Below are 21,272 nucleotides of genomic sequence, written 5' to 3'. Positions count from 1 at the left end.
TGTTTTGACATTATTCCTCGCGCATATCAACCGGTTCTTCATCAACTAAATCTGCAAATAATCCGTACACATACTTTTCTGCATCAAACGGCTGCAAATCATCCATCTTTTCACCAAGTCCAACGAACTTCACAGGGATGTCCAGTTCTCGCTTTATCGCTAACACGATTCCACCTTTAGCAGTTCCGTCTAGTTTTGTTAATACAATTCCTGATACGTTTGTTACTTCCTTAAACATCCTTGCCTGCGTTAAAGCATTTTGACCTGTCGTTGCGTCAAGTGCCAGCAACACTTCGTGCGGTGCTCCCGGTACTTCTCGTTCAATCACACGCTTTACTTTTTCCAGTTCCTTCATCAAGTTTACTTTGTTTTGAAGACGGCCGGCTGTATCACAAATTAGGACATCGACTTGGCGAGCTTTTGCTGCTTGAACAGCATCGAACATTACCGCAGCAGGATCTGAACCTTCCCCCTGTTTAATCACGTCAACACCCGCGCGACTGCCCCACACTTCAAGCTGTTCAATTGCCCCGGCACGGAATGTGTCTCCAGCCGCTAACAATACTTTTTTTCCGTCGTTTTTCAGCTGATGAGCAAGCTTTCCAATGGTGGTTGTTTTGCCCACGCCATTCACTCCGACGAAGAGAATAACTGTAAGACCTTCCTGCTGAATAGCAAGAGAAGGGTCTACTTCATGTTCCCCTTGATAGATGTCCACAAGTTTCTCTGAAATAACGCCGCGAATATCTTTGGTATCTTTGATATTCTGCCTTTTCACTTCCATTTTCAGCTCATCTACAAGCTCCATTACGGTATCAACGCCAACATCTGCTTGAATTAAAAGTTCTTCCAATTCTTCAAAAAACTCTTCATCAACGGTTCTATAGCGCGCAACCAGATCATTCATTTTTGAGGTAAAGGAATCTCTAGTTTTTGTTAATCCATCACGGAATTTTTCAGTCATAGTATCTTGAGAATGTGTAAACTTTTCTTTCAATTTTTTAAAAAAACTCATGAATCGACTCTTCCCTTCTATAATGGCTCTTGAACCGAATCTTCTTCTAATCTAACAGAAACTAATTTCGACACACCCGACTCCTGCATCGTGACGCCATATAAAACATCAGCCCCCTCCATCGTTCCTTTCCGGTGTGTAATCACAATAAATTGTGATTGCTGACTAAACGCGCGTAAATACTGGCTGAAGCGATGAACATTCGCTTCATCAAGCGCTGCTTCTACTTCATCTAATACACAGAACGGAACCGGTCTCACCTTAAGAATTGCAAAAAGAAGGGCAATGGCTGTTAGTGCACGTTCTCCACCGGACATTAATCCGAGATTTTGCAGTTTTTTACCAGGCGGCTGTGCAACAATTTCAACTCCTGCATGTAAATGATCCGATGGATCTGTCAATTTTAGTTCAGCACGCCCACCGCCAAACAGCTCTTTAAATACATGTGTAAAGTGAATTTTCACCTGATCAAATGTTTCGCTAAATCTGCGGGTCATTTCATCATCCATCTCTGCTATCACTTTTTGCAGTGTATCTTTTGCTTCTAAAAGATCCATTTGTTGTTCAAGCAGAAATTCATGCCTCTCTGCTACACGGTCATATTCTTCGATGGCACCGATGTTAACTGACCCTAGCTCATCAATAGAAAGCTTGATCAATTTTACTTTGCGCCTTGCATCATCCACGGGTTCTACAAGAGGATATTGCAGCTTCGCACCATTAAATGTCAGCTGATACTCCTCTTCTAACCTGCGTATACGGGAATCAAGCTCTACTTCCAACCGGTTGATTCTAATAATTTCATCATGCAAGCCTTGCTGCAGACCTTTTTGGAGCCTTTTGAACTCTTTGAGCTCTCTTTCAAGCTGTTCTACTTCCTGCTGCAGTGTCAAACGCTCCTCACGCCGTTTTGAGATCAAAGTAGTTGTTTGCTGTCGATCCTGTTGCTTTTCTTCTATACTCTTTTGCAGCAATTCCTCATGGTCTTCACCACTATGAAGCTCTTTTGACATCCATTCCAGATCCTCAGAAAGCGCCTGTTTTCGCTTTGTCGCTTTTTCAAGTTCCAGTAGGAGCTGATCGCCTTCACGTTTAAGCTGCTGCTTTTGTTCTTTAGCCACTGCCAATGAAGATTGTGTAGTTGAAAATTTAGCAGTGAGTTCTTCCTTTGAAGATCGTTGAGATTGTCTTTTCTTTGTAAGCTCGCTCATTTGATCATTCAAATCAGAAAGCAGCTTTTCGAGTTCCTCTAATCGCTTATACAATCCTGTTTTGCGCTGTTCGAGTTCCGTTTTTGAATACGTAAATTCGCCCATCTCTAAATCATAAAGTGCTAATCGGTCATCCGTTTGTTTTAATGCAGCTTCGATTTCCCTTAAGACAGACTTCATTTCAGATTCACGAATTCTCAAAGCCTCGCCCTCTGACCTCAAGGCTTCAATTTCCTGATCAGAGGCCGACGACTGATCCTTCGCTTCTTTAACCTTGCTTTCTAGAAGTGTTGTTGTTCGTTCTATTTCTGGAATTTGTATTTTCAGCTGTTCGAGTTCATTTTTACGAGACAGCAATGAGGCATTATTTTTTGATTGAGCTCCGCCAGTCATTGAACCGCCCGGGTTAACAATATCGCCTTCGATCGTCACTAGACGGAAGCGATACTGCAGACGCGCAGCCAGTTCATTCGCACCTTTTAAATCCTTTACGATGAGAACATTTCCAAGAAGGTTCTCAATAATTGTACGATGCTGCTCATCAAACGTTACAATAGACGAAGCAACATTAATAAAGGAGGGATGCTCACTCGCTGCGTTGTACTGATGCTGCTGCAACGACTTAGGCTTAATAACAGACATCGGCAAAAAAGTGGCACGGCCATAACGATTTTTTTTCAAAAATTGAATCGCACTTCTTGCGTCCTGTTCGTTTTGGGTGACAATACTTTGCGTGGAACCGCCAAGCGCTGTTTCAACAGCCAGTTCATAACGCTTATCGACAGTGAGGAGCTCTGCAACTGCCCCTTCTATTCCTTTCAGATGCTTATTACGCGCCTTTAAGACCTCTTTTACCCCTTGATAAAAGCCGGAAAAATCATCTTCCATCGTTTCTAGCATTTCTTTTCTTGATTTTGCTTGACTGACAAATTGATACGCTTTATATAATTGAGCTTCCAATTTCTCTATGGTTTCTCTCGACTGCTTTATCTGCCCTTGCAACGAAACGTAGTCTTTCGTTGTTTGGTCAAGGTTTGCAGAGAGGTCGTTTAATTCCTGCTGCTTTTTTTCTTTTTGTGCAAGCCTTTGTTTGCGTTCTTCTATATATTTACTATTTTGCCCAATGAGCTTATCCGCCCGCTTTGATTGTTGATCAATTTGCTGATCTGTATAGCTTAGCTCGTTGTTGATTGAAGTTTTTTCATTAAGTGCATCGAAGTAGTCATTTTTAATCTGCTCAAGCTGTTCTTCTATATTTTCTTCTAATTGCTTTAACTCATGCTTCTGCGCATTCAGTTCATCAGCTAAAGAATTGACACGGCGCTTACTTTCTTCTGCCATTTTTTCATTCAGCTGAAGAGCTTCCTGCGAAGCCCCAATTTGCATTTCAAGTTCATTCATTGCTTGACGCATTTGCTCTTCGTTTTGATGAGCATTCTTACGGCGCTCCACAAGTACTTGCCTGCGTCCTTCTAGCTGTTCTGTTTCTTCCGTCACGGTAAGAAGAACCTTTTGCAAATCATTTACTGATTCATCCAGCCCTTCAATATGATCTCTCTTTTCAATCAAACCTGCTTCTATTACGGTAATCGCATGTTGTTTTTCTTCTTCTTGCTTCTCAATCGTCTGGTGACTAGCCTTCGCCTGTTCCCATTCCTTGTTCATCTGTTCAATGTCGTGCACAAGCAAGGAAACCTCAGTACGTTCAAGATCTGCTTTTTTCTCCAAATAGTCTTTTGCAATTGATGATTGAATTTTAAGGGGTTCGATCTGCCCTTCAAGCTCATGAAGAATATCCTGAACACGATACAAGTTTTCCTGTGTTTCAACAAGTTTCATATCCGCTTTTTTTCTTCTGTTCTTATATTTTAAAACGCCAGCCGCTTCTTCTAAAATAATACGGCGGTCCTCTGGCTTACTATTCAAAATTTGTTCGACCCTACCTTGGCCAATAATTGAAAAAGCATCTTTGCCAAGCCCTGAATCCATGAATAAATCCACGATATCCTTTAAGCGACAGGATTGATTATTTAATAAGTATTCACTGTCACCAGAACGGTACACTCTTCTTGTAACGCTTACTTCTGCATAATCAAGAGGCAACGCCTGATCCTCATTATCCAGAGTCAGCGTCACCTCAGCAATATTCAATGGTTTTCTTGAATCGCTTCCAGCAAAAATTACATCTTCCATTTTACCGCCTCGAAGGGATTTTGCTGATTGCTCACCAAGCACCCACCGAATGGCATCTGTTATATTACTTTTCCCACTGCCGTTAGGACCTACTACTGCTGTTACTCCAGGAACAAAATCAATCGTCACTCGTTCGGCAAAGGATTTAAACCCCAAAACATCCAGTCGTTTTAAAAACATTATGATTTCACCTGCTGACCATCATCTGGCCGTTTTTTCAAATAATCAAGCGCTTGTTGTGCGGCATGCTGCTCTGCTTCTTTTTTCGATCTTCCTGAACCAGTTCCAAGCTCCTCTGTACCAAGAAGCACACGGGAAACAAATTCTCTATTATGAGCTGGTCCTTTTTCTTTTAATATTTCATAACTTAATGTTCCAGAGTGATGACGTTGAATAAATTCTTGCAGTTGGCTCTTAAAATCCATCACATGAGAAAAAGCACCGGACTCCACCTTAGGGAATATCACTTTTTGAAGCATCACCTGAACGGGCTCTATCCCTTGATCTAAGTATAGGGCACCAATAAACGCCTCGAACACATCTGCAAGTAAAGCAGGCCGCATTCTTCCGCCAGTTTGTTCTTCTCCTTTGCCAAGTAAAATGAGCTTACCGAATTCCAGTTCATTAGCAAATATTACAAGAGAAGGCTCGCAAACAATTGCCGCTCTAAGCTTGGTCATTTCTCCCTCGCTCATCGTTGGGTAACGCTCGAATAAGTAATGAGATACAGATAATTCAAGTACAGCATCACCTAAAAATTCAAGACGCTCATTATCCTCATAAGGTTTTCTTCGATGCTCATTCACATACGATGAATGAGTAAAAGCTTTTGTTAGTAACTTAGGATCATTAAATTGAATGTCATGTTGTTGTTGAAACTGTTGAAATCGCACTTCCATTTTCTTTATGGATAATAGCTCTTTTTTCATTTTACCCACGGGACTTCACCTTGCCGTTTCTATTCTCTTTTTATTTTTCAACGCCCTTCATTCACAACCACTTATAGCAATAGATTTTGTCTACTGAATATTAGCTTGTTGAACGAAATAAAACTTGGCATGAAAACCCATGCCAAGTTTTATCACACAAAAGAAAAGATATCATCCTGGCAGGATGATCACATTACATATTGTTTTGTATGTAAGTAACTGCATCACCAACTGAACCAATCTTTTCTGCATCTTCATCAGAAATTACCATATCAAATTCATCTTCAAGCTCCATTACTAATTCTACTACATCTAATGAATCGGCACCAAGATCTTCCTTGAATGAAGCTTCAAGCTTAATTTCAGATTCATCAACACCTAGTCGGTCAACGATAATTTTTGTTACACGTTCTAATACTTCTGCCACATCTGTCACCTCCCCTCAAGTTATTATAGTAGAAAATGCGATTGAAATAAACATTATGAAAATCTTTTTCTACATTACCATACCGCCATCGACGTGCAATGTTTGTCCTGTCATGTAGGAAGCATCATCACTAGCAAGAAAGACCACAACATTTGCAATATCTTCTGGCTGCCCAAAACGAGCTAGAGGAATTTGTTTTTTCATCTCATCCTGAATCTCAACAGTCAGTTTATCCGTCATATCCGTTTCGATAAATCCAGGAGCAACAGCATTAACTGTAATGCCACGGGAAGAAAGCTCTTTAGCAGTCGTTTTTGTTAAACCGATTACACCTGCTTTTGCAGCGACATAATTTGCCTGTCCTGGATTTCCTGTTACACCTACGATAGAGGAAATATTAATAATTCTACCGCTGCGCTGCTTCATCATGCTTCTTGAGACGGCCTTTGTTGTCAAAAACACACCTTTTAGATTGATCGACATAACATCATCCCACTCATCATCCTTCATTCGAATTAGAAGGTTGTCCCGTGTCACTCCCGCATTATTAACGAGAATATCAATCTTGCCAAGCTCATCAATGGTTTGTTTGATCATCCCTTGCACTTGATCAGTGTCAGCAACGTTTGCTTGAATAACGAACGCTTTTCTTCCCATTTCTTGAATCTCTTTTGCTACTTGTTCAGCTTTTTCCTGACTGCCGCTGTAATTCACAGCAACGTTCGCACCATTTCTGGCAAGCTGCAGAGCAATCTCTCGACCAATTCCTCGTGAAGCTCCTGTAACTAATGCCACTTTTCCTTCAAGTTTCATCATTTATTGATCCTCCTTTAATGCTGTAATTGCCGCTTGTAGCGACTCTTGATCAAATACAGGGAGTGTCTTCGCTCGACGGTCCACTTTTTTCACCAAACCAGACAACACTTTGCCCGGGCCAACTTCTATAAACGTATCAACACCAAGATCGATTAATTTTACGATTGTATCCTCCCAAAGAACTGGGGAATAGAGCTGTGCAACTAAAAGCTGTCGAATTCTATCTGCTTCAAAGACAGGATCTGCTGTTACATTGGCTACAACTGGAATACTCGCATTCTTCAGGACATAACCACTTATCACTGATTCAAATTTTTCAGCGGCAGGCTTCATGAGACTCGAGTGAAAAGGTCCGCTAACGTTTAGCAGTAAGCATCTTTTTGCTCCTTTTTCTTTTGCCAAAGCCGAAGCTTTTTCAACTCCAGCAGCAGAACCAGAAATAACAATTTGTCCAGGACAGTTAAGATTCGCTAGCTGTACAGGGTCTCCAGCAGCTGTTATTTCATCCGTTACTTCCTTAAGAAGCTGGCGATCAAGTCCCAAAACAGCAGCCATACCACCCTGTCCATTCGGCACCGCCTCCTCCATTAACTCGCCGCGTTTTCTAACCGCTTCAACAGCATCAGCAAACGACAGTACATCCGCTGCTACAAGTGCTGAATACTCACCTAAGCTATGTCCTGCAACGTAATCAGCATAAACATTGTGCTCTTTAAGAACAGATAATATTGCAATGCTTGAGGTTAACAGCGCAGGCTGCGCATTAACTGTTTTGGTTAAGATTTCTTGCGGCCCTTCAAACATCAAGGTTGAGAGCGGCTCATTTAAACGCATATCCGCATTTTGGAAGATCTCATTGGCGGAAGGGTACGCTGCAGCAATCTCTTGTCCCATCCCAACTGATTGAGACCCTTGCCCTGGAAATAAAAAAGCTATTTTAGTCATCTTTTCTTCCCCTTATCCCTTTTGATCATTTTTTTCTAAAGTATTTTTAATCATCGTTGCTACTTCTTCTTCAGCCATCAGCTTCGCTTGTTTAATCGCATTATAGATTGCATTCGCATTTGAAGAGCCATGTGCTTTAATAACGGGTGCCGACAGTCCAAACAGTGCTGCACCACCGTATTCCGTGTAGTCCATTTTGTTTTTCAGCTGACGAAGATCCTGCTTGACAAGTCCCGCAGCAAGCTTTGATTTCAAAGAAGAAGTAAAGGTTTCCTTAAGCATACCAAAGAGAGCTTGTACAGTTCCTTCAATCGATTTTAACACCATATTCCCTGTAAAACCGTCGGTTACAACAACATCAGCAGCACCCTCTAATAAATCTCTAGCCTCCACGTTACCAATGAAATGAATATCCGCATCTTTTAAAAGCTCGAACGCCGCCTTTGTTAGATCATTTCCCTTTTTCTCTTCAGTTCCTATATTTAACAAACCAACAGTTGGAGAAGAGATGCCCCGAACTTTTTCTGCATAAATACTTCCCATAATGGCATATTGGAGAAGATGCTCAGGTTTTGCATCTGCATTAGCGCCTAAATCAAGCATGACGAATCCTTTCCCATCCATGGTTGGAAGAGTAGGAGATAAGGCCGGACGATCGATTCCTTTAATTCTTCCTACTACAAATAGACCCGCGGCCATTAGTGCACCCGTATTACCCGCTGAAACACAAGCATCTGCGTCTCCATCTTTAACGGATTGTGCCATTAAGACCATTGAAGCATCTTTTTTCCTTCTAACGGCACGAACAGGTTCGTCTGTACCTAGAATTGTTTCTACCGTGTGTACAATAGTAATATTTTTATCCTCCGTTAAATACGGACGAATTTTTGATTCATCACCATATAACGTTATGTATATTGAAGGGAATTCTTCCACTGCCTTCATTGCACCAAGGACAACTTCCTTTGGAGCATGATCTCCCCCCATTGCATCTACTGCAATTTTCATTTTATTCATCACCTTTTAATTGTGTAGTTGATCGATACATATTAAAATCACCTTTAAAGACAAGTGTCTGACCTACATAGGATTGTACTTCAACTGTCGTACGACGCTGATCCTTGCTGCTAACCTTTGCTTTCGCTACCACTCGTTCTCCTAGCTGAACAGGTTTATAAAATTGCAATTGCGAACTTGCAGTTAAAGCAAGTTCGTCGTCTATTACCGCCACAGCAAGCGAGTTTGCCTGTGCAAACAAATGATGTCCTCTTGCAATGCCGTTACGCTGGAATACGTGCTCATCTTTCACATCAAAAATGGAGATGGCACTCTCATCTAGTTCTATATCAATGATTTCTCCGATAATTTCATCAATTGGCAAAGAACGCACTTCATCCTCAAACGTTTTCTCTGCCACACTTTTTATACGCTCTCGCAACTCTGGAATAGAGAGCTCCATTCGATCGAGCCGAATTGTTTGAACACTGACGTTAAACTGCTTCGCTAAATCGTCATCTGTAACAAATGGATTCTCGAAAATTTTTTGTTTTAATCTGGATTGCCGTTCTTTTTTAGGTAATTTCATCTTCACACCGCCCGCTACTAGCACTAGGTACTAATAGTAGTATATAAAGAAAGAGGACAGAATGCAAATGGCATCCTGTCTAATCAAGCTTTCCTCCACTTAAAATTCCTTCTTCCATTAAGTAGGAACGCAGAGGTTCAAACCGAGCATCATTCCAAAATTCAAGTCTTTCAATCAGCTTATGAGCATCATCTCTTGCTACTTCAAGCGCACGATAATCATGGACCATGTCAGCTACGCGGAATTCAGGAAGCCCACTTTGTTTGCGGCCAAAAAAATCTCCGGGGCCTCGAAGCTCTAAATCCTTTTCACTTAGAACAAAACCATCATTTGTTTCGGTCATTATCTTCATTCGTTCTTTCCCTACTTCGTTTTTCGGTTCTGCAAGCAATATACAATAGGATTGATCGCTGCCACGCCCTACACGTCCTCTTAGCTGGTGGAGCTGAGATAGACCAAAACGTTCTGCATCATATATAACCATAAGAGAAGCATTTGGCACATTTACTCCTACTTCAACAACTGTCGTCGAAACGAGCACCTGGTGTTTATTTTCACTAAACTGTTTCATTACGGCTTCTTTATCATCCGAATGCAGTCGCCCATGCATTAGACCAACACTAAACCTGCCCGAAAAATACTGTTCAAGCTGCATATGAACATCAATTGCATTTTGAACATCAAGCTTATCTGATTCTTCTATGAGAGGACATATAACATACGCCTGTCTGCCAGCAACAAGCTCTTTCTCCATAAACGCCAAGATACGATCAAGCATGTTTTCTTTTGCCCAGTAGGTTTCAATCGGCTTTCTTCCTGCAGGCATTTCATCAATAATGGATACGTCCATTTCCCCGAAAACGGTAATGGCTAATGTACGCGGAATCGGCGTGGCTGTCATAAATAATACATCAGGGTTTTCCCCTTTTTCTCGGAGCACCCTTCGTTGATTTACGCCAAAACGATGCTGTTCGTCCGTAATAACAAGACCCAGCTGTTGAAAGTCAACTTCATCCTGGATTAGCGCATGTGTACCGATCATAATATTAATCTCACCTGCTTTTAGTTTCTCCAGCAATAAAGTCCGTTTTTTCCCTTTAACTGAACTGGTTAATAGAGCGACTGTAATACCGATTGGAGCAAAGAGCTCATTTAGAGACTCTGCATGCTGTTCTGCCAAAATCTCTGTGGGAACCATAAGCGCTCCTTGATAACCCGCCGTTATAGCGCCATACAATGCAATCGCAGCAACCACTGTTTTACCAGAGCCCACATCCCCCTGCAGAAGCCTATTCATCCGGTTAGGCGACAACATATCGGTAAAAATCTCGTCCATAACCCGCTGCTGTGCTTTTGTCAAGGGAAAAGGCAAACGCTTAATAAACCCTGTAACATCGTCTTTGTTGTACTTAATTGATATTCCCTTTGACTGTTCGCGCTCAAACTTACGCAGCGCCTGCATCTTTAATTGAAAATAAAAAAACTCTTCATAGACAAATCGACGTCTCGCTTGCTTCATATCCTCAGGATTTGAAGGGAAATGCATTGCTTCTAACGCAGCCTGCCGATTCATCAATCGATATTGCACAATCAGCTCTTCTGGCAAGGGATCAATTATAATCCCTTTACAGAGCTGTAACGCTTGCTTTATCATTTTTTGCAGCGTTCGATTTGTCATTGAACCTTTCAAGGGATAAACCGGCGTGAACTCTTCCACACCTTGCTGCGGACCAAGCTTGTATGTTTGAGCAGTAACGATTTGACGATGACGATCCCATTTACCTGTTACTGTGATAATGTCATTTAAATTAAGCTGCTTTTTTAAATATGGTTGGTTAAAAAAAGTAACTTTTACTGCATGAGGTCCTGCTAAAAGCCTGACAGTGAGTCTGGATTTTTTCTTTCCGAAAAATTGCAAAGCTGGTTCACTGTGAACACGCCCTTCGATCGTCACCCTTTCCTCATGTGCGGCCTCAGACAAATCTTTTAATCTAAAATCATCGTACCGGTAAGGTAAATAGTTTATAAGATCTTCGATTAAAACGATTCCCATTGCCTCAAGCTGCTGTACAGTTTCTTCTCCAACACCTTTTAACAACTGAACCGTTTCTTTCAATGGATTTGCTTTATTTATCAAGCGCGAATCCAAAAATCTTCGCCTCCAGTTCACGACCGGTTGGTGTAGCAGCTAATCCACCTTGTCCAGTCTCTCTTAGGGCTACCGGCATCGTTTGTCCGATTCGATACATCGCATCAATTACTTCATCACATGGGATACGACTCGTGATTCCAGCTAAGGCCATATCTGCAGCAACCATGGCATTGGCTGCTCCCATCGCATTTCGTTTCACACAAGGAACCTCAACTAATCCGGCAACAGGATCACACACTAACCCGAGCATATTCTTTAGTGTGATGGCCATTGCTTCAGCCGATTGAGCGGGTGTACCTCCTGCCATTTCGACAATAGCTGCTGCAGCCATTCCAGATGCAGAACCTACCTCCGCTTGACAGCCTCCAGCTGCTCCTGAAATCGATGCATTATTCGCTACAACGAAACCAAAAGCTCCTGATGTAAACAGAAAGCGGAGTTTCTCTTCCCTTGTTGGATTAAGTTTGTGTTGAACAGCAAATAGAGTTCCAGGTACTACACCAGCTGAGCCAGCAGTCGGCGTTGCACATATCGTTCCCATTGCTGCATTCACTTCATTTGTGGCTACAGCTTTACTTACTGCATCCAGCAGGAGTTCTCCAGATAGAGATCTTCCAGACTGTATGTATTTTTGCAGGAGCACGGCATCTCCACCAGTTAAACCTGAATGCGACCTAACGCCTTTTAGCCCTCTGTCCACAGCTTCTTCCATTACGACTAAATTTCGTTCCATTTGTGCCAGTACATCTTCTTTAGAACGTTTAGTCACAGTCATTTCTTGTTCAATCATTATATCTGATATTTTTTTATTTTGGCTTTCAGCAAGTTCCACTAGCTCTGCTGCGTTTCGAAACATGTGAAACCCTCCTTTTTTTCATCATTGTATATACTGCAAGAGCATAAGCATTATCACATCAATGTATTATTCAGCAATTCTTGTAACTTGAGTAATTTGAGGGAGCTGCTGTAATTCATTTATCACAGCCTCATCTACTGTTTGATCCACTTCAATCGTCATTAATGCTATTTTTCCAATGTCTTTCCTCGAAACGTCCATATGACCAATATTAATATGGTGCTTTGCAAGTAAATTCGAAACGGCTGCGATGGCACCAAAACGATCATCGTGTACAACGAGAATAGCCGGATGATGGCCAGACAGCTTTAATTCAAATCCATTTAATTCTACAATTTCAATTTTCCCTCCACCGATAGAGATCCCCACTAGTTCAGTCTCACCATCGTCATCGCCTATTTTAATTCTTGCTGTGTTTGGATGATCGGTTATCGCATCTTCTACTCTTATTCGAATTTTTATTCCTTTTTCACGCGCATAATCAAATGCTTTTATAATTCGTTCATCATCCGTTTCAAAGTTCATGATTCCGCCAATCATTGCTACATCCGTTCCATGTCCTTTATAGGTTTTAGCAAATGAACCATAAAATGAAATATTCGCCCATTTTGGCTCACGCCCAAAAAGTTCACGGGCCATTTTCCCAATCCTAGCTGCTCCAGCCGTATGAGAAGATGACGGACCTATCATTACGGGTCCAATAATATCAAATACACTTTTATATTTCATTATTCACACCTACCTATGATCTTCTTGCCCATTTCATTAACGACATAGAAAATAGAAGGGCAGCTACCCTTCTATTTTCTCTTTTTTACCATTCAATTACAATAACACGATCTACTCAATGGCAAATATATATGAATAAAGAGGCTGTTTCCCATTATGGATTTCTACCTCAATCTCATTAAATTCTTCTTCAATAAACGCTTCAATCTGTTTTACTTCTTCAGGGATACTGTCTTCACCGTAAAGAATCGTAATAATTTCTGCATCTTCATCCAAGAGATGAGTCAATAACTTTTTGACAGATGTTAAACGATCCTTTTCACTTACGACAATTTTACCGTCAGCTATTCCCATATGATCATCTTTGGAAATTGACACACCGTCAATCGATGTATCTCGAACAGCGAACGTCACTTGACCCGTCTTCACATGTTCCAGTGCTGCTTTCATCCCTTGCTGATTCCGTATAAGGTCAGCTGTTGGATTAAATGCAAGGATGGCAGCCATCCCTTGAGGAACAGTCTTTGAAGGAACTACAACAGCATCCATTTCAACAACTTCAGCTGCCTGTTCTGCAGCCATAATAATATTTTTATTATTAGGTAAGATAATGACTTTTTCTGCATTGGCCTCTTTAATTGCTTTAACGATATCCTCTGTGCTCGGATTCATCGTCTGACCACCTTCAATTACGTTTGTGGCACCAATACTTTTAAATAAATCCGCAATACCGTCACCCATTGAAACCGTAATGATAGCATATGGTTGCTTTTCCTTCGGTGATTGGGATTCTTTTTTCGAAGGAGCTCGATGCTCGCTTCCCACGATTTCTGAATGCTGCTCTCTCATATTCTCAATCTTGATTTTAATTAGGCTACCATATTGCTGACCGTATGAGAGAGCTTCACCAGGCTGTTCTGTATGAATATGCACTTTTGCAACCTCATCGTCAGAAATAACAAGAAGGGAATCACCAAATTCACTTAGCTCATTGCGGAAGGCCGTCTCATCAAAAGGACGATCAGCCGTCTTTTTCTCTTCAAGCTTCACCATGAATTCTGTACAATATCCAAACTCGATATCTTCTGTGTTCATAAAACCTTGTACTCCAATGTGATGCTCAGCACTGACAAGATCCTCCATCGATGGACTGACAGGAGCATCTGAGATCTTTTCACCTTTTAATTCTGCTAAAAAACCTTCATAAACATATACGAGACCTTGCCCGCCACTATCAACCACGCCTACCTCTTTAAGGACAGGCAAAAGATCCGGCGTTCTTTTCAGAGAAGCATTTGCTTCCGCTACGATCTCCTGCATCAACACAACTAGATCTTTTTCTGTTTGTGCAACCTGAACAGCTTTTTTTGCTGCATCTTTTGCAACTGTTAAGATTGTACCCTCAACAGGCTTCATGACAGCTTTATAAGCAGATTCAACGCCCGCCTCTAAGGCATGGGCAAATTCTTCCGCATTTAATACATTTTTTTCCTCGACTGCTTTACCGAATCCGCGAAAGAGCTGAGATAAAATGACACCTGAATTTCCACGCGCACCCATTAGCAGCCCTTTAGAAAGCGCTGCTGCCACTTTGCCTAAGTGATCTTGAGTGTTTGCTTTTACTTCTTTGGAACCTGAAGACATTGACAGGTTCATATTGGTACCAGTATCACCATCTGGTACTGGAAAAACGTTTAAGGCATCGACTGTCTCAGCGTTGTTGGACAAATTAGTTGCCCCTTGCATCACCATTTCGGCAAATCGTCTACCACCTAATGCTGTAATTGACACAAACTTTCCTCCTCATTACGGGTTCGTTACACGAACTCCTTGAACATATATATTGACGGACTCTACTGACAGCCCGACAGTTTTGTCCAACGTATACTTCACTTTTGATTGTACATTGTGAGCCACTTCAGAAATTTTGGTTCCAAAGCTGACAATAATGTACATGTCGATGGAGACCTCATCTTCTACCTGGCGCACAATCACTCCACGTGTGAAATTTTCACGGCGAAGGATGTCAGTCAGCCCATCCCTGATTTGATGCTTGGACGCCATGCCAACAATACCGTAGCATTCGATAGCTGCGCCACCCGCAATCATTGCAATAACTTCATTAGAAATATCAATTTGTCCAAACTTTGTTGTTAATTCTATTGACATGCCTTACTCCCCCTTTGGATACTGTCTTGGCTAAAGACATTTTACTATAACATTTAGCTTTTTGAAAGCTAAACCGGAAAAGGACCCATCGTCATATGTATATTTTTCATTAGTATGGACTTTATTCGGCTGGATCATGAGCTAAACGGCTCTTGTTTAAGTATACTCTTTGAAAAACTACTTACTGCTTGGCTGTGGTAGCAAAAAACGCCTCCTCGCCAATCCTTTTACGCCAGTCGGAACTAAGCGGTTCAGAAAGCTTTTAAGATGTTATCCAGCTTTCTGAACCAGTTCCTCGGGTCGTAAGCTGCTTGGCTGTGGTGGCAAAAAACGCCTCCTCGCCAATCCTTTTACGCCAGTCGGAACTAAGCGGTTCAGAAAGCTTTTAAGATGTAAAGTAAAAAAACTTGATAGGTATTGTTTTAGTTATTGCAAATGAAATTGATGTATGGTAAGTTAATAAGGGTGTAAATGACTAAGTGAAAGATTGAAACAAATTGTTTTCAGCTTCATTTGTGAGGAGGGGAATTAAATGGCGAAACAGTGTGTTGTAACTGGTCGTAAGACTCGTTCAGGCAACGCTCGCTCTCACGCTATGAACGCAAGCAAGCGTACATGGGGCGCTAACCTTCAAAAGGTTCGTATTCTTATTGATGGTAAGCCAAAGCGCGTATGGGTTTCTGCACGAGCATTAAAATCCGGTAAAGTTGAGCGTGTTTAATGCATTTGACATAATAAGAAGGGGAGCTGTCATAACTGACAGCTCCCCTTCTTATTATGATTATTATACTTCTTTTTTAAAAGCACCCAGCATTGCTCTGACAATCCCTCCGAGAAATCTTGGTAGTTTAATCGTATAAAACCTCAATCGAATTCCTCCGTTTCTATATTGGTTGACTGCTAAAGACTTCAACAGTAAGCCATAAGTCCGAACAGCCAAAAACGCTTATTGAAAGGAATCGTTTATTAATTCTCAGCTACTTTAAACCAGCACCACAGCTTAAAGTTTTGTCTGCTGAAACGGAAAAGATTGTTCTCTGCAAAGCCTGTCTACTACCTGCCGGACCTAAATGACCAAAAAGTTTCTTGCTTATACAGATTCCATGGCTAGAATCTCGAGTCACAGGTTGCATAGCTGCGGAAAAGTACATCTCCTCACCAATCTCCTTATACCGACCTGGTTTAAATAGTCAAAGGAGCTTTTATTAATCCTTGCTTCTTATGATCATTATTATGCCGGTTTCGAATGAAATAGACGCTTTTTCTACTGTAATTTCGTTGCTTATCGTCAATGTATTTCCTATGTATACATCAGCTTTAACCAATGGATATTTCACACCGTCAATGGATAGACCCTCTACCTTTGGCGTCATTGGGATAATAGAGAAATAAGGAAATTGGTCATCTGTTGGGATCAGCTCGCTCCCTGGCAACATGCAGCGTAAACGATTTTGCTTGTCAATGATTTCTACCACCACTCCACTATGCAACACTCTTTCCGATAAGAGAAGCTGAACGTTTCCAAAGAAATGATCCAGCCTTTGACCCGTCACAGCACATAACTTAATTTCATCCTTTTGTGTGAGTGCCCAATTAAGCGCCAACTCCATATCCGTTTCATCTTTTTCGGACGCTGCCTCTTCCACGTTGTGCTTAACGATTCGTTTTATCTCCTGACGCTCATCCTGTGTTACTGAGTCAAAATCACCAAATGCATAATCAGGGATCAATCCTGCTTTCAGTATGCTTATTGCTCCTCTGTCAACACCCACCCACTGAACTTTAGGAGAATCGAGGCTTCTTAACCATTTTAAATCCACATCGGCTCCGCCAACCAAATAAATCAATCGATCACACCCTTTTATCGTTTTACTAAATTATTTGCTGAAAAAAAGATTCCACCTTTGTACCCAGTGGAATCTTTTTTCAGCTATTTGAGCGAATAAGTTTTATAGCAGCTGCTCGATCTGTTTTATCAAATATGGCAGAGCCTGCAACCAATACATTCGCACCTGCTTCTACACATTGACGCGCCGTCTGATCATTGACGCCTCCATCTACTTCAATTTCATAGCTGAAACCGTTAATTTCCTTCATCCTATGAAGTTCTTTAATTTTTGGAAGAGTTGATTCAATAAAAGATTGTCCGCCAAATCCCGGATTCACGGTCATGACAAGAACGAGATCTAAGTCTTGAAGCACCTGCTTAACCGCATCTACTGGTGTATGAGGATTTAATACAACCCCTGCTTTAACACCGTACGATTTTATTAGTTGTATCGTACGATGCAGATGTTTTGTAGCTTCCACATGAACAGATAGTATATCTGCACCCGCTTTAGCAAAGCTTTCTATAAATCTGTCTGGTTCTTCAACCATTAAATGTACATCCAGCGGCAATGTAGTAACAGGACGCACCGCACCGACAACTATAGGTCCCATTGTAATGTTTGGAACAAAATGGCCATCCATTACATCTATGTGAATGTAATCTGCACCTGCTTTTTCAACGTCACGAACCTCCTCCCCCAATTTAGAGAAGTCAGCAGACAAAATCGAAGGAGCTAATTTGACCATTGTTAATACCTCGGCTTTCTTGATTTAATTTCTTCGTAAAATTGCTGATAATGGTGATATCGATACGATTGAATCTCTTTATTTTCAACTGCACCTTTTACTGCACACTTAGGCTCATTCATATGAAGACAGCCGCGAAACTTACACTGCTCCCCGTAATGGACCATTTCAGGAAAGCATGTCGGAAGGGCTTCCAGTTCAAGATCAATAAACTCCAGCGCACTAAATCCAGGCGTATCAGCAACAAATCCACTCCCGATTGCGAGCAATTCCACATGCCTTGTCGTATGCTTACCTCTGCCCAAGGAAGAGGAGATCTGATCAGTTTTCAACTTAAGATCTGGTCTAATCGCATTTAAGATTGATGACTTTCCTACTCCTGACTGACCTGCAAAAACCGTTATTTTGTTTTGCAAGTAAGGCAGTAATGTAGACATGCCATCCTCCCATATTGCAGATGAACGCAATACCGTATAACCAATTTCTTCATACTGCTTCGCATACTCTTCTATTCTTTTCGTGTCATCGCTCGTTAAAAGGTCCATTTTCGTAATACAAATAAGCGGATCAATTTGATGACTCTCTACCAAAACTAAAAATCGATCAAGAAGCGATGTGCTGAAGTCCGGTTCGGTTGCTGAAAATACAAGTACTGCTTGATCTACATTTGCAATAGGGGGACGTGTTAGTTCATTTTTACGAGACCCAATATCTAGAACATAGCCTTCACGATCGTTTTCAGCTTGATACTCTACATAATCTCCTACCAACGGGGTGATTTTTTGTTTACGAAACACTCCCCTCCCCCGGCATTGAATCATTTGGTCTCCATCCTGAACATAATAAAAACCACTAAGTGCCTTCATGATTTTTCCTTCTGGCATTCAATCTCTCCTCTACCTGGAATTATTGATTCTCGTCATAAGGTATCGATTGTTCAAGGATGATTTCTCCATCTCTTTCCACACGATAGCCTCCAGTTTGACCTGCTTCAATAATCAGTCTTATATTTTTTTCAGTCGTTTCTGTTATCGTAAATTCTTCAACAGGCTCAGTCATATTACGATCACGATCTTCAATAAATATTCTAATCGTTTGCGGCATTGGTTCTCCAGGTACTTCAGGAGGATCTTCTCCTTCTTCTGGCGGCTCTTCTTTCATTTCATATAGAATGGTGAGAGGAACAATCACTGTACTTGGCGGAAGAGGCTCTGGCCCTCTTGATACGACAACATTTACAGAACGTCCGACTTCAAGCTCAGTTCCTTCCGCTGGGTCCTGTGACAATATTACCCCTTCCGGCTGTTCGGCTGAAAATTCTTCTCTTGTCACATTGACCACTAAGCCTGTACGCTGCTCGAAAGAATCGATTTCAGAGGCGTTCATTCCAACAAGGCTTTCCACGGCAACCGTTTCCTCACCCTGACTAAGCGTTAACCTCAATGTCGTTTCACTTGGAATGATTTCTTCCCCAGGTGCAGGGTCTTGTTCAAGAATGGTTCCAATGCTTGTAGAGTCGTATACTCGCTCTATCTCAATTCCTTCGAACTTAAGTCGGTTTAATAAAGACTCAATATCTTCATATATGCGACCAGTATAGCTATCAAGTTCAATGGTTTCTTTTCCACTGCTTACAAATAACGAAATTTCTGAGCCTTCCTCCAGCACGCGGCCAGCTTTTGGATCCGTTCTCAACACCTCTTCTGCAGGTATCTCTTCGTGTGGCTCATATGTGACTTCACCAATCGTGAATCCTAATCCCTCAAGTATGTCCTCAGCATCTTCCCTTGTTTCGCCGACTACGTCTGGAAGCTCTATTCTCGTTGGACCAAACACGCCCATGGCCGCCATTGTCGAAACGCTTATAAGAATTAAGAGTAAAGTGACCAAAACGATCCAAGGCCATTTTTTTCGCTTTCTTTTTGGGGCTTCTTGTTGTTCAACAGGATCTTTTGCAGACTGCACAACCGTCGATTCATTACGAACCTTTGTATCAGCCATATTTGTAAATGACCGTTCGTCCCTAATGACAGGTATTGCCCGCGTTGCATCGTTATCTGGTTCGACAGTAAATACCGGTTCATTCTCTCTGTCTTTATCCAAAACCGTTTTCAAGTCTTCCTGCATTTCATCTGCTGACTCATAACGATAGAAAGAATCCTTTGTTGTTGCCTTTAAAATTACATTTTCAACACTTTGCGGTAAATTAGGAATCCATTTTGATGGGTGCGGTATTTCGGACTGCAAATGCTTTAGTGCGATTGATACTGCTGATTCGCCTTCGAAAGGCAATCTTCCAGTGATGAGCTCAAACATCACGATTCCGAGAGAATAAATATCTGATTTTTTTGTTGCTATTCCACCCCTAGCTTGCTCCGGAGACAAATAATGAACCGTCCCCATTACAGAGTTCGTTTGCGTAATAGAGGTTGCACTTAGCGCCATAGCAATACCAAAATCTGTTATTTTAATATGACCTTCATGGTCGACCAATATATTTTGCGGTTTAATATCCCGATGAATGATTCCATTATGATGTGCGTGAGAAATTGCATCGGTAAGCTGACTCATAATTTGAATGGCATGCTCAAGAGATACAGGAGAATTTCTCTGAATGTATTCCTTTAGCGTCATTCCATCGACATACTCCATTACGAGATAATAAAGTTCCCCCTCATCACCTACATCATACATGCTGACAATATTGGGATGTGTTAAGCTGGTGGCTGATTGTGCCTCACGCTGAAAACGTTTCATCAGTTCATTTTCACTAACATAGTCCAGTCTAAGTACTTTTACAGCAACGTCCCTGTCTAATATCATATCATGAGCAAGATAGACGTTGGCCATACCGCCTCCGCCAATGGTCTGAAGAATTTTATAGCGTCCGCTTAGCCTTCTTCCGATCAGCATTATATCCCCTCACTTTCTACGACTGGACTGAACTCCACCATCGCGATCGTGATATTATCTTCTCCACCTTCTGAATTCGCTTTTTCAATAAGCTGCTTAGCTCGCTCATCCAACGATTGAAAATTTATCATTATCTCTTCTATAAAAGCTTCTGTAATCTTATTGGACAGCCCATCCGAACAAAGTAAAACTAAATCACCTTGTTCAAATTCAATCGTACGTACGTCAGGCTTAATTTTCCCTTCCGAACCTAATGCTTTTAAAAGCAAGTTTTTATTAGGGTGATGTTCAGCATCCTCACGAGATATTTCTCCAGACTGAACAAGCGCATTGACAAATGAATGATCTTCCGTGATCTGTCTAATCCGCTCATTGTTCCATATGTATCCACGACTGTCTCCTACATTTCCAAGGGTGATAAACTCCTTTGTACAAATAGCTGCGACAATCGTTGTTCCCATTCCTTCACATTCTTCATGATTGGCTGCATGTGAATAAAGCTTTTCATTGATTGACTCGATGCTTGATGAGAGCCATTCCTCTGCTTCAGTTGGACGTTTAAGTGGTGGAATTTCTCTCCAATACTCCTCCAGTAAACGAACTGCCATTGCGCTTGCCACATCACCAGCACGATGTCCACCCATTCCATCAGCCACTACCGCTAAATAATAACCAAGGGGGTGGGGATAAACCCCACCCGAATCTTCATTTAGCTTTCGAACCATGCCTTGATCACTTAAAAAAGCAAATTGCAC

General features: G+C 41.5%; 20 protein-coding genes. 1 reads left to right on the top strand and 19 read right to left on the bottom strand.

Features of this window, described 5'->3' with window-relative positions; genetic code table 11:
* Positions 1-10 precede the first annotated feature (10 nt).
* The 13 genes from ftsY to KP78_RS11175 all read right to left on the bottom strand — a co-directional run bounded on the left by ftsY (position 11) and on the right by KP78_RS11175 (position 15,027).
* The gene (ftsY, locus tag KP78_RS11235; RefSeq protein ID WP_041089000.1) at positions 11-1,015 is read right to left on the bottom strand and encodes a signal recognition particle-docking protein FtsY; all 1,005 of its coding nucleotides are present in this window, start codon (positions 1,013-1,015) and stop codon (positions 11-13) included.
* A 17-nt stretch (positions 1,016-1,032) separates the two neighbouring features.
* A complete protein-coding gene (smc, locus tag KP78_RS11230; protein ID WP_041088998.1) occupies positions 1,033-4,599 on the bottom strand; it encodes a chromosome segregation protein SMC in 3,567 nt (1,188 codons plus the stop codon).
* Positions 4,599-5,318 (bottom strand): ribonuclease III, encoded by a 720-nt coding sequence (rnc, locus tag KP78_RS11225; RefSeq protein WP_422723708.1) that lies wholly within the window; start codon positions 5,316-5,318, stop codon positions 4,599-4,601. Before rnc ends, smc begins: the two co-directional genes overlap by 1 nt.
* A 223-nt stretch (positions 5,319-5,541) precedes the next feature.
* Positions 5,542-5,775 (bottom strand): acyl carrier protein, encoded by a 234-nt coding sequence (gene acpP, locus KP78_RS11220; RefSeq protein WP_041088996.1) that lies wholly within the window; start codon positions 5,773-5,775, stop codon positions 5,542-5,544.
* Positions 5,776-5,844: 69 nt separating this feature from the next.
* Positions 5,845-6,588 carry a 3-oxoacyl-[acyl-carrier-protein] reductase gene (gene fabG, locus KP78_RS11215; protein WP_041089918.1) on the bottom strand — a complete coding sequence of 248 codons (744 nt, stop codon included), beginning with the start codon at positions 6,586-6,588 and terminating at the stop codon, positions 5,845-5,847.
* 3 nt (positions 6,589-6,591) lie between these two features.
* Positions 6,592-7,536 (bottom strand): ACP S-malonyltransferase, encoded by a 945-nt coding sequence (gene fabD, locus KP78_RS11210; RefSeq protein WP_041088994.1) that lies wholly within the window; start codon positions 7,534-7,536, stop codon positions 6,592-6,594.
* A 12-nt stretch (positions 7,537-7,548) separates the two neighbouring features.
* Entirely contained in the window at positions 7,549-8,544 is a 996-nt protein-coding gene (gene plsX / locus KP78_RS11205) for a phosphate acyltransferase PlsX (protein ID WP_041088992.1), read from the bottom strand.
* A gap of 1 nt (position 8,545) precedes the next feature.
* Positions 8,546-9,121, bottom strand: coding sequence for a transcription factor FapR (gene fapR, locus KP78_RS11200; RefSeq protein WP_041088990.1), 576 nt, complete (start codon positions 9,119-9,121; stop codon positions 8,546-8,548).
* Between the two features lie 79 nt (positions 9,122-9,200).
* Positions 9,201-11,270: an ATP-dependent DNA helicase RecG gene (recG, locus tag KP78_RS11195; RefSeq protein WP_235420910.1), complete on the bottom strand. Its 2,070-nt coding sequence runs from the start codon at positions 11,268-11,270 to the stop codon at positions 9,201-9,203.
* Complete coding sequence (gene sdaAA / locus KP78_RS11190; protein ID WP_041088987.1) at positions 11,248-12,129, bottom strand: L-serine ammonia-lyase, iron-sulfur-dependent, subunit alpha; 882 nt, start codon at positions 12,127-12,129, stop codon at positions 11,248-11,250. Before sdaAA ends, recG begins: the two co-directional genes overlap by 23 nt.
* Before the next feature lie 66 nt (positions 12,130-12,195).
* Complete coding sequence (gene sdaAB / locus KP78_RS11185) at positions 12,196-12,858, bottom strand: L-serine ammonia-lyase, iron-sulfur-dependent subunit beta (RefSeq protein WP_041088985.1); 663 nt, start codon at positions 12,856-12,858, stop codon at positions 12,196-12,198.
* Positions 12,859-12,969: 111 nt separating this feature from the next.
* Complete coding sequence (locus KP78_RS11180; RefSeq protein ID WP_041088983.1) at positions 12,970-14,649, bottom strand: DAK2 domain-containing protein; 1,680 nt, start codon at positions 14,647-14,649, stop codon at positions 12,970-12,972.
* A 15-nt stretch (positions 14,650-14,664) separates the two neighbouring features.
* Positions 14,665-15,027: an Asp23/Gls24 family envelope stress response protein gene (locus tag KP78_RS11175; protein ID WP_041088981.1), complete on the bottom strand. Its 363-nt coding sequence runs from the start codon at positions 15,025-15,027 to the stop codon at positions 14,665-14,667.
* Positions 15,028-15,559: 532 nt separating this feature from the next.
* Between KP78_RS11175 and rpmB the strand changes: the two genes are divergently transcribed.
* The gene (gene rpmB / locus KP78_RS11170; protein ID WP_041088979.1) at positions 15,560-15,748 is read left to right on the top strand and encodes a 50S ribosomal protein L28; all 189 of its coding nucleotides are present in this window, start codon (positions 15,560-15,562) and stop codon (positions 15,746-15,748) included.
* 63 nt (positions 15,749-15,811) lie between these two features.
* On the opposite strand, the gene spoVM is transcribed toward rpmB, so the two are convergent.
* From spoVM to KP78_RS11145, 6 genes are all read right to left on the bottom strand, one after another.
* Positions 15,812-15,895, bottom strand: coding sequence for a stage V sporulation protein SpoVM (spoVM, locus tag KP78_RS19585; RefSeq protein ID WP_106388560.1), 84 nt, complete (start codon positions 15,893-15,895; stop codon positions 15,812-15,814).
* A gap of 337 nt (positions 15,896-16,232) precedes the next feature.
* On the bottom strand, positions 16,233-16,874 hold the full coding sequence (locus tag KP78_RS11165; RefSeq protein ID WP_041088977.1) for a thiamine diphosphokinase: 642 nt from the start codon (positions 16,872-16,874) through the stop codon (positions 16,233-16,235).
* 79 nt (positions 16,875-16,953) lie between these two features.
* Positions 16,954-17,604 carry a ribulose-phosphate 3-epimerase gene (gene rpe, locus KP78_RS11160; RefSeq protein WP_041088975.1) on the bottom strand — a complete coding sequence of 217 codons (651 nt, stop codon included), beginning with the start codon at positions 17,602-17,604 and terminating at the stop codon, positions 16,954-16,956.
* 2 nt (positions 17,605-17,606) lie between these two features.
* Complete coding sequence (rsgA, locus tag KP78_RS11155) at positions 17,607-18,488, bottom strand: ribosome small subunit-dependent GTPase A (protein ID WP_041088973.1); 882 nt, start codon at positions 18,486-18,488, stop codon at positions 17,607-17,609.
* A gap of 22 nt (positions 18,489-18,510) precedes the next feature.
* Positions 18,511-20,517, bottom strand: a complete 2,007-nt coding sequence (pknB, locus tag KP78_RS11150; protein WP_041088972.1) for a Stk1 family PASTA domain-containing Ser/Thr kinase — start codon at positions 20,515-20,517, stop codon at positions 18,511-18,513.
* Complete coding sequence (locus KP78_RS11145; protein WP_041088970.1) at positions 20,517-21,272, bottom strand: Stp1/IreP family PP2C-type Ser/Thr phosphatase; 756 nt, start codon at positions 21,270-21,272, stop codon at positions 20,517-20,519. The genes pknB and KP78_RS11145 overlap by 1 nt, the downstream gene beginning before the upstream one ends.

The sequence above is a fragment of the Jeotgalibacillus soli genome (assembly GCF_000829435.1).
Lineage (GTDB): Bacteria > Bacillota > Bacilli > Bacillales > Jeotgalibacillaceae > Jeotgalibacillus > Jeotgalibacillus soli.
Note: the sequence above shows the minus strand (reverse complement) of the source record. Positions and strands in the feature narration are given on the sequence as shown.

Coding starts and splice junctions, on each gene's coding strand:
- smc (WP_041088998.1), bottom strand. CDS start 4,599: ATGTTTTTAAAACGACTGGATGTTTTGGGGTTTAAATCCTTTGCCGAA.
- pknB (WP_041088972.1), bottom strand. CDS start 20,517: ATGCTGATCGGAAGAAGGCTAAGCGGACGCTATAAAATTCTTCAGACC.
- rnc (WP_422723708.1), bottom strand. CDS start 5,318: ATGGAAGTGCGATTTCAACAGTTTCAACAACAACATGACATTCAATTT.
- rsgA (WP_041088973.1), bottom strand. CDS start 18,488: ATGCCAGAAGGAAAAATCATGAAGGCACTTAGTGGTTTTTATTATGTT.
- rpmB (WP_041088979.1), top strand. CDS start 15,560: ATGGCGAAACAGTGTGTTGTAACTGGTCGTAAGACTCGTTCAGGCAAC.
- fapR (WP_041088990.1), bottom strand. CDS start 9,121: ATGAAATTACCTAAAAAAGAACGGCAATCCAGATTAAAACAAAAAATT.
- fabD (WP_041088994.1), bottom strand. CDS start 7,536: ATGACTAAAATAGCTTTTTTATTTCCAGGGCAAGGGTCTCAATCAGTT.
- plsX (WP_041088992.1), bottom strand. CDS start 8,544: ATGAAAATTGCAGTAGATGCAATGGGGGGAGATCATGCTCCAAAGGAA.
- fabG (WP_041089918.1), bottom strand. CDS start 6,588: ATGAAACTTGAAGGAAAAGTGGCATTAGTTACAGGAGCTTCACGAGGA.
- ftsY (WP_041089000.1), bottom strand. CDS start 1,015: ATGAGTTTTTTTAAAAAATTGAAAGAAAAGTTTACACATTCTCAAGAT.
- sdaAA (WP_041088987.1), bottom strand. CDS start 12,129: ATGTTTCGAAACGCAGCAGAGCTAGTGGAACTTGCTGAAAGCCAAAAT.
- sdaAB (WP_041088985.1), bottom strand. CDS start 12,858: ATGAAATATAAAAGTGTATTTGATATTATTGGACCCGTAATGATAGGT.
- rpe (WP_041088975.1), bottom strand. CDS start 17,604: ATGGTCAAATTAGCTCCTTCGATTTTGTCTGCTGACTTCTCTAAATTG.
- KP78_RS11175 (WP_041088981.1), bottom strand. CDS start 15,027: ATGTCAATAGAATTAACAACAAAGTTTGGACAAATTGATATTTCTAAT.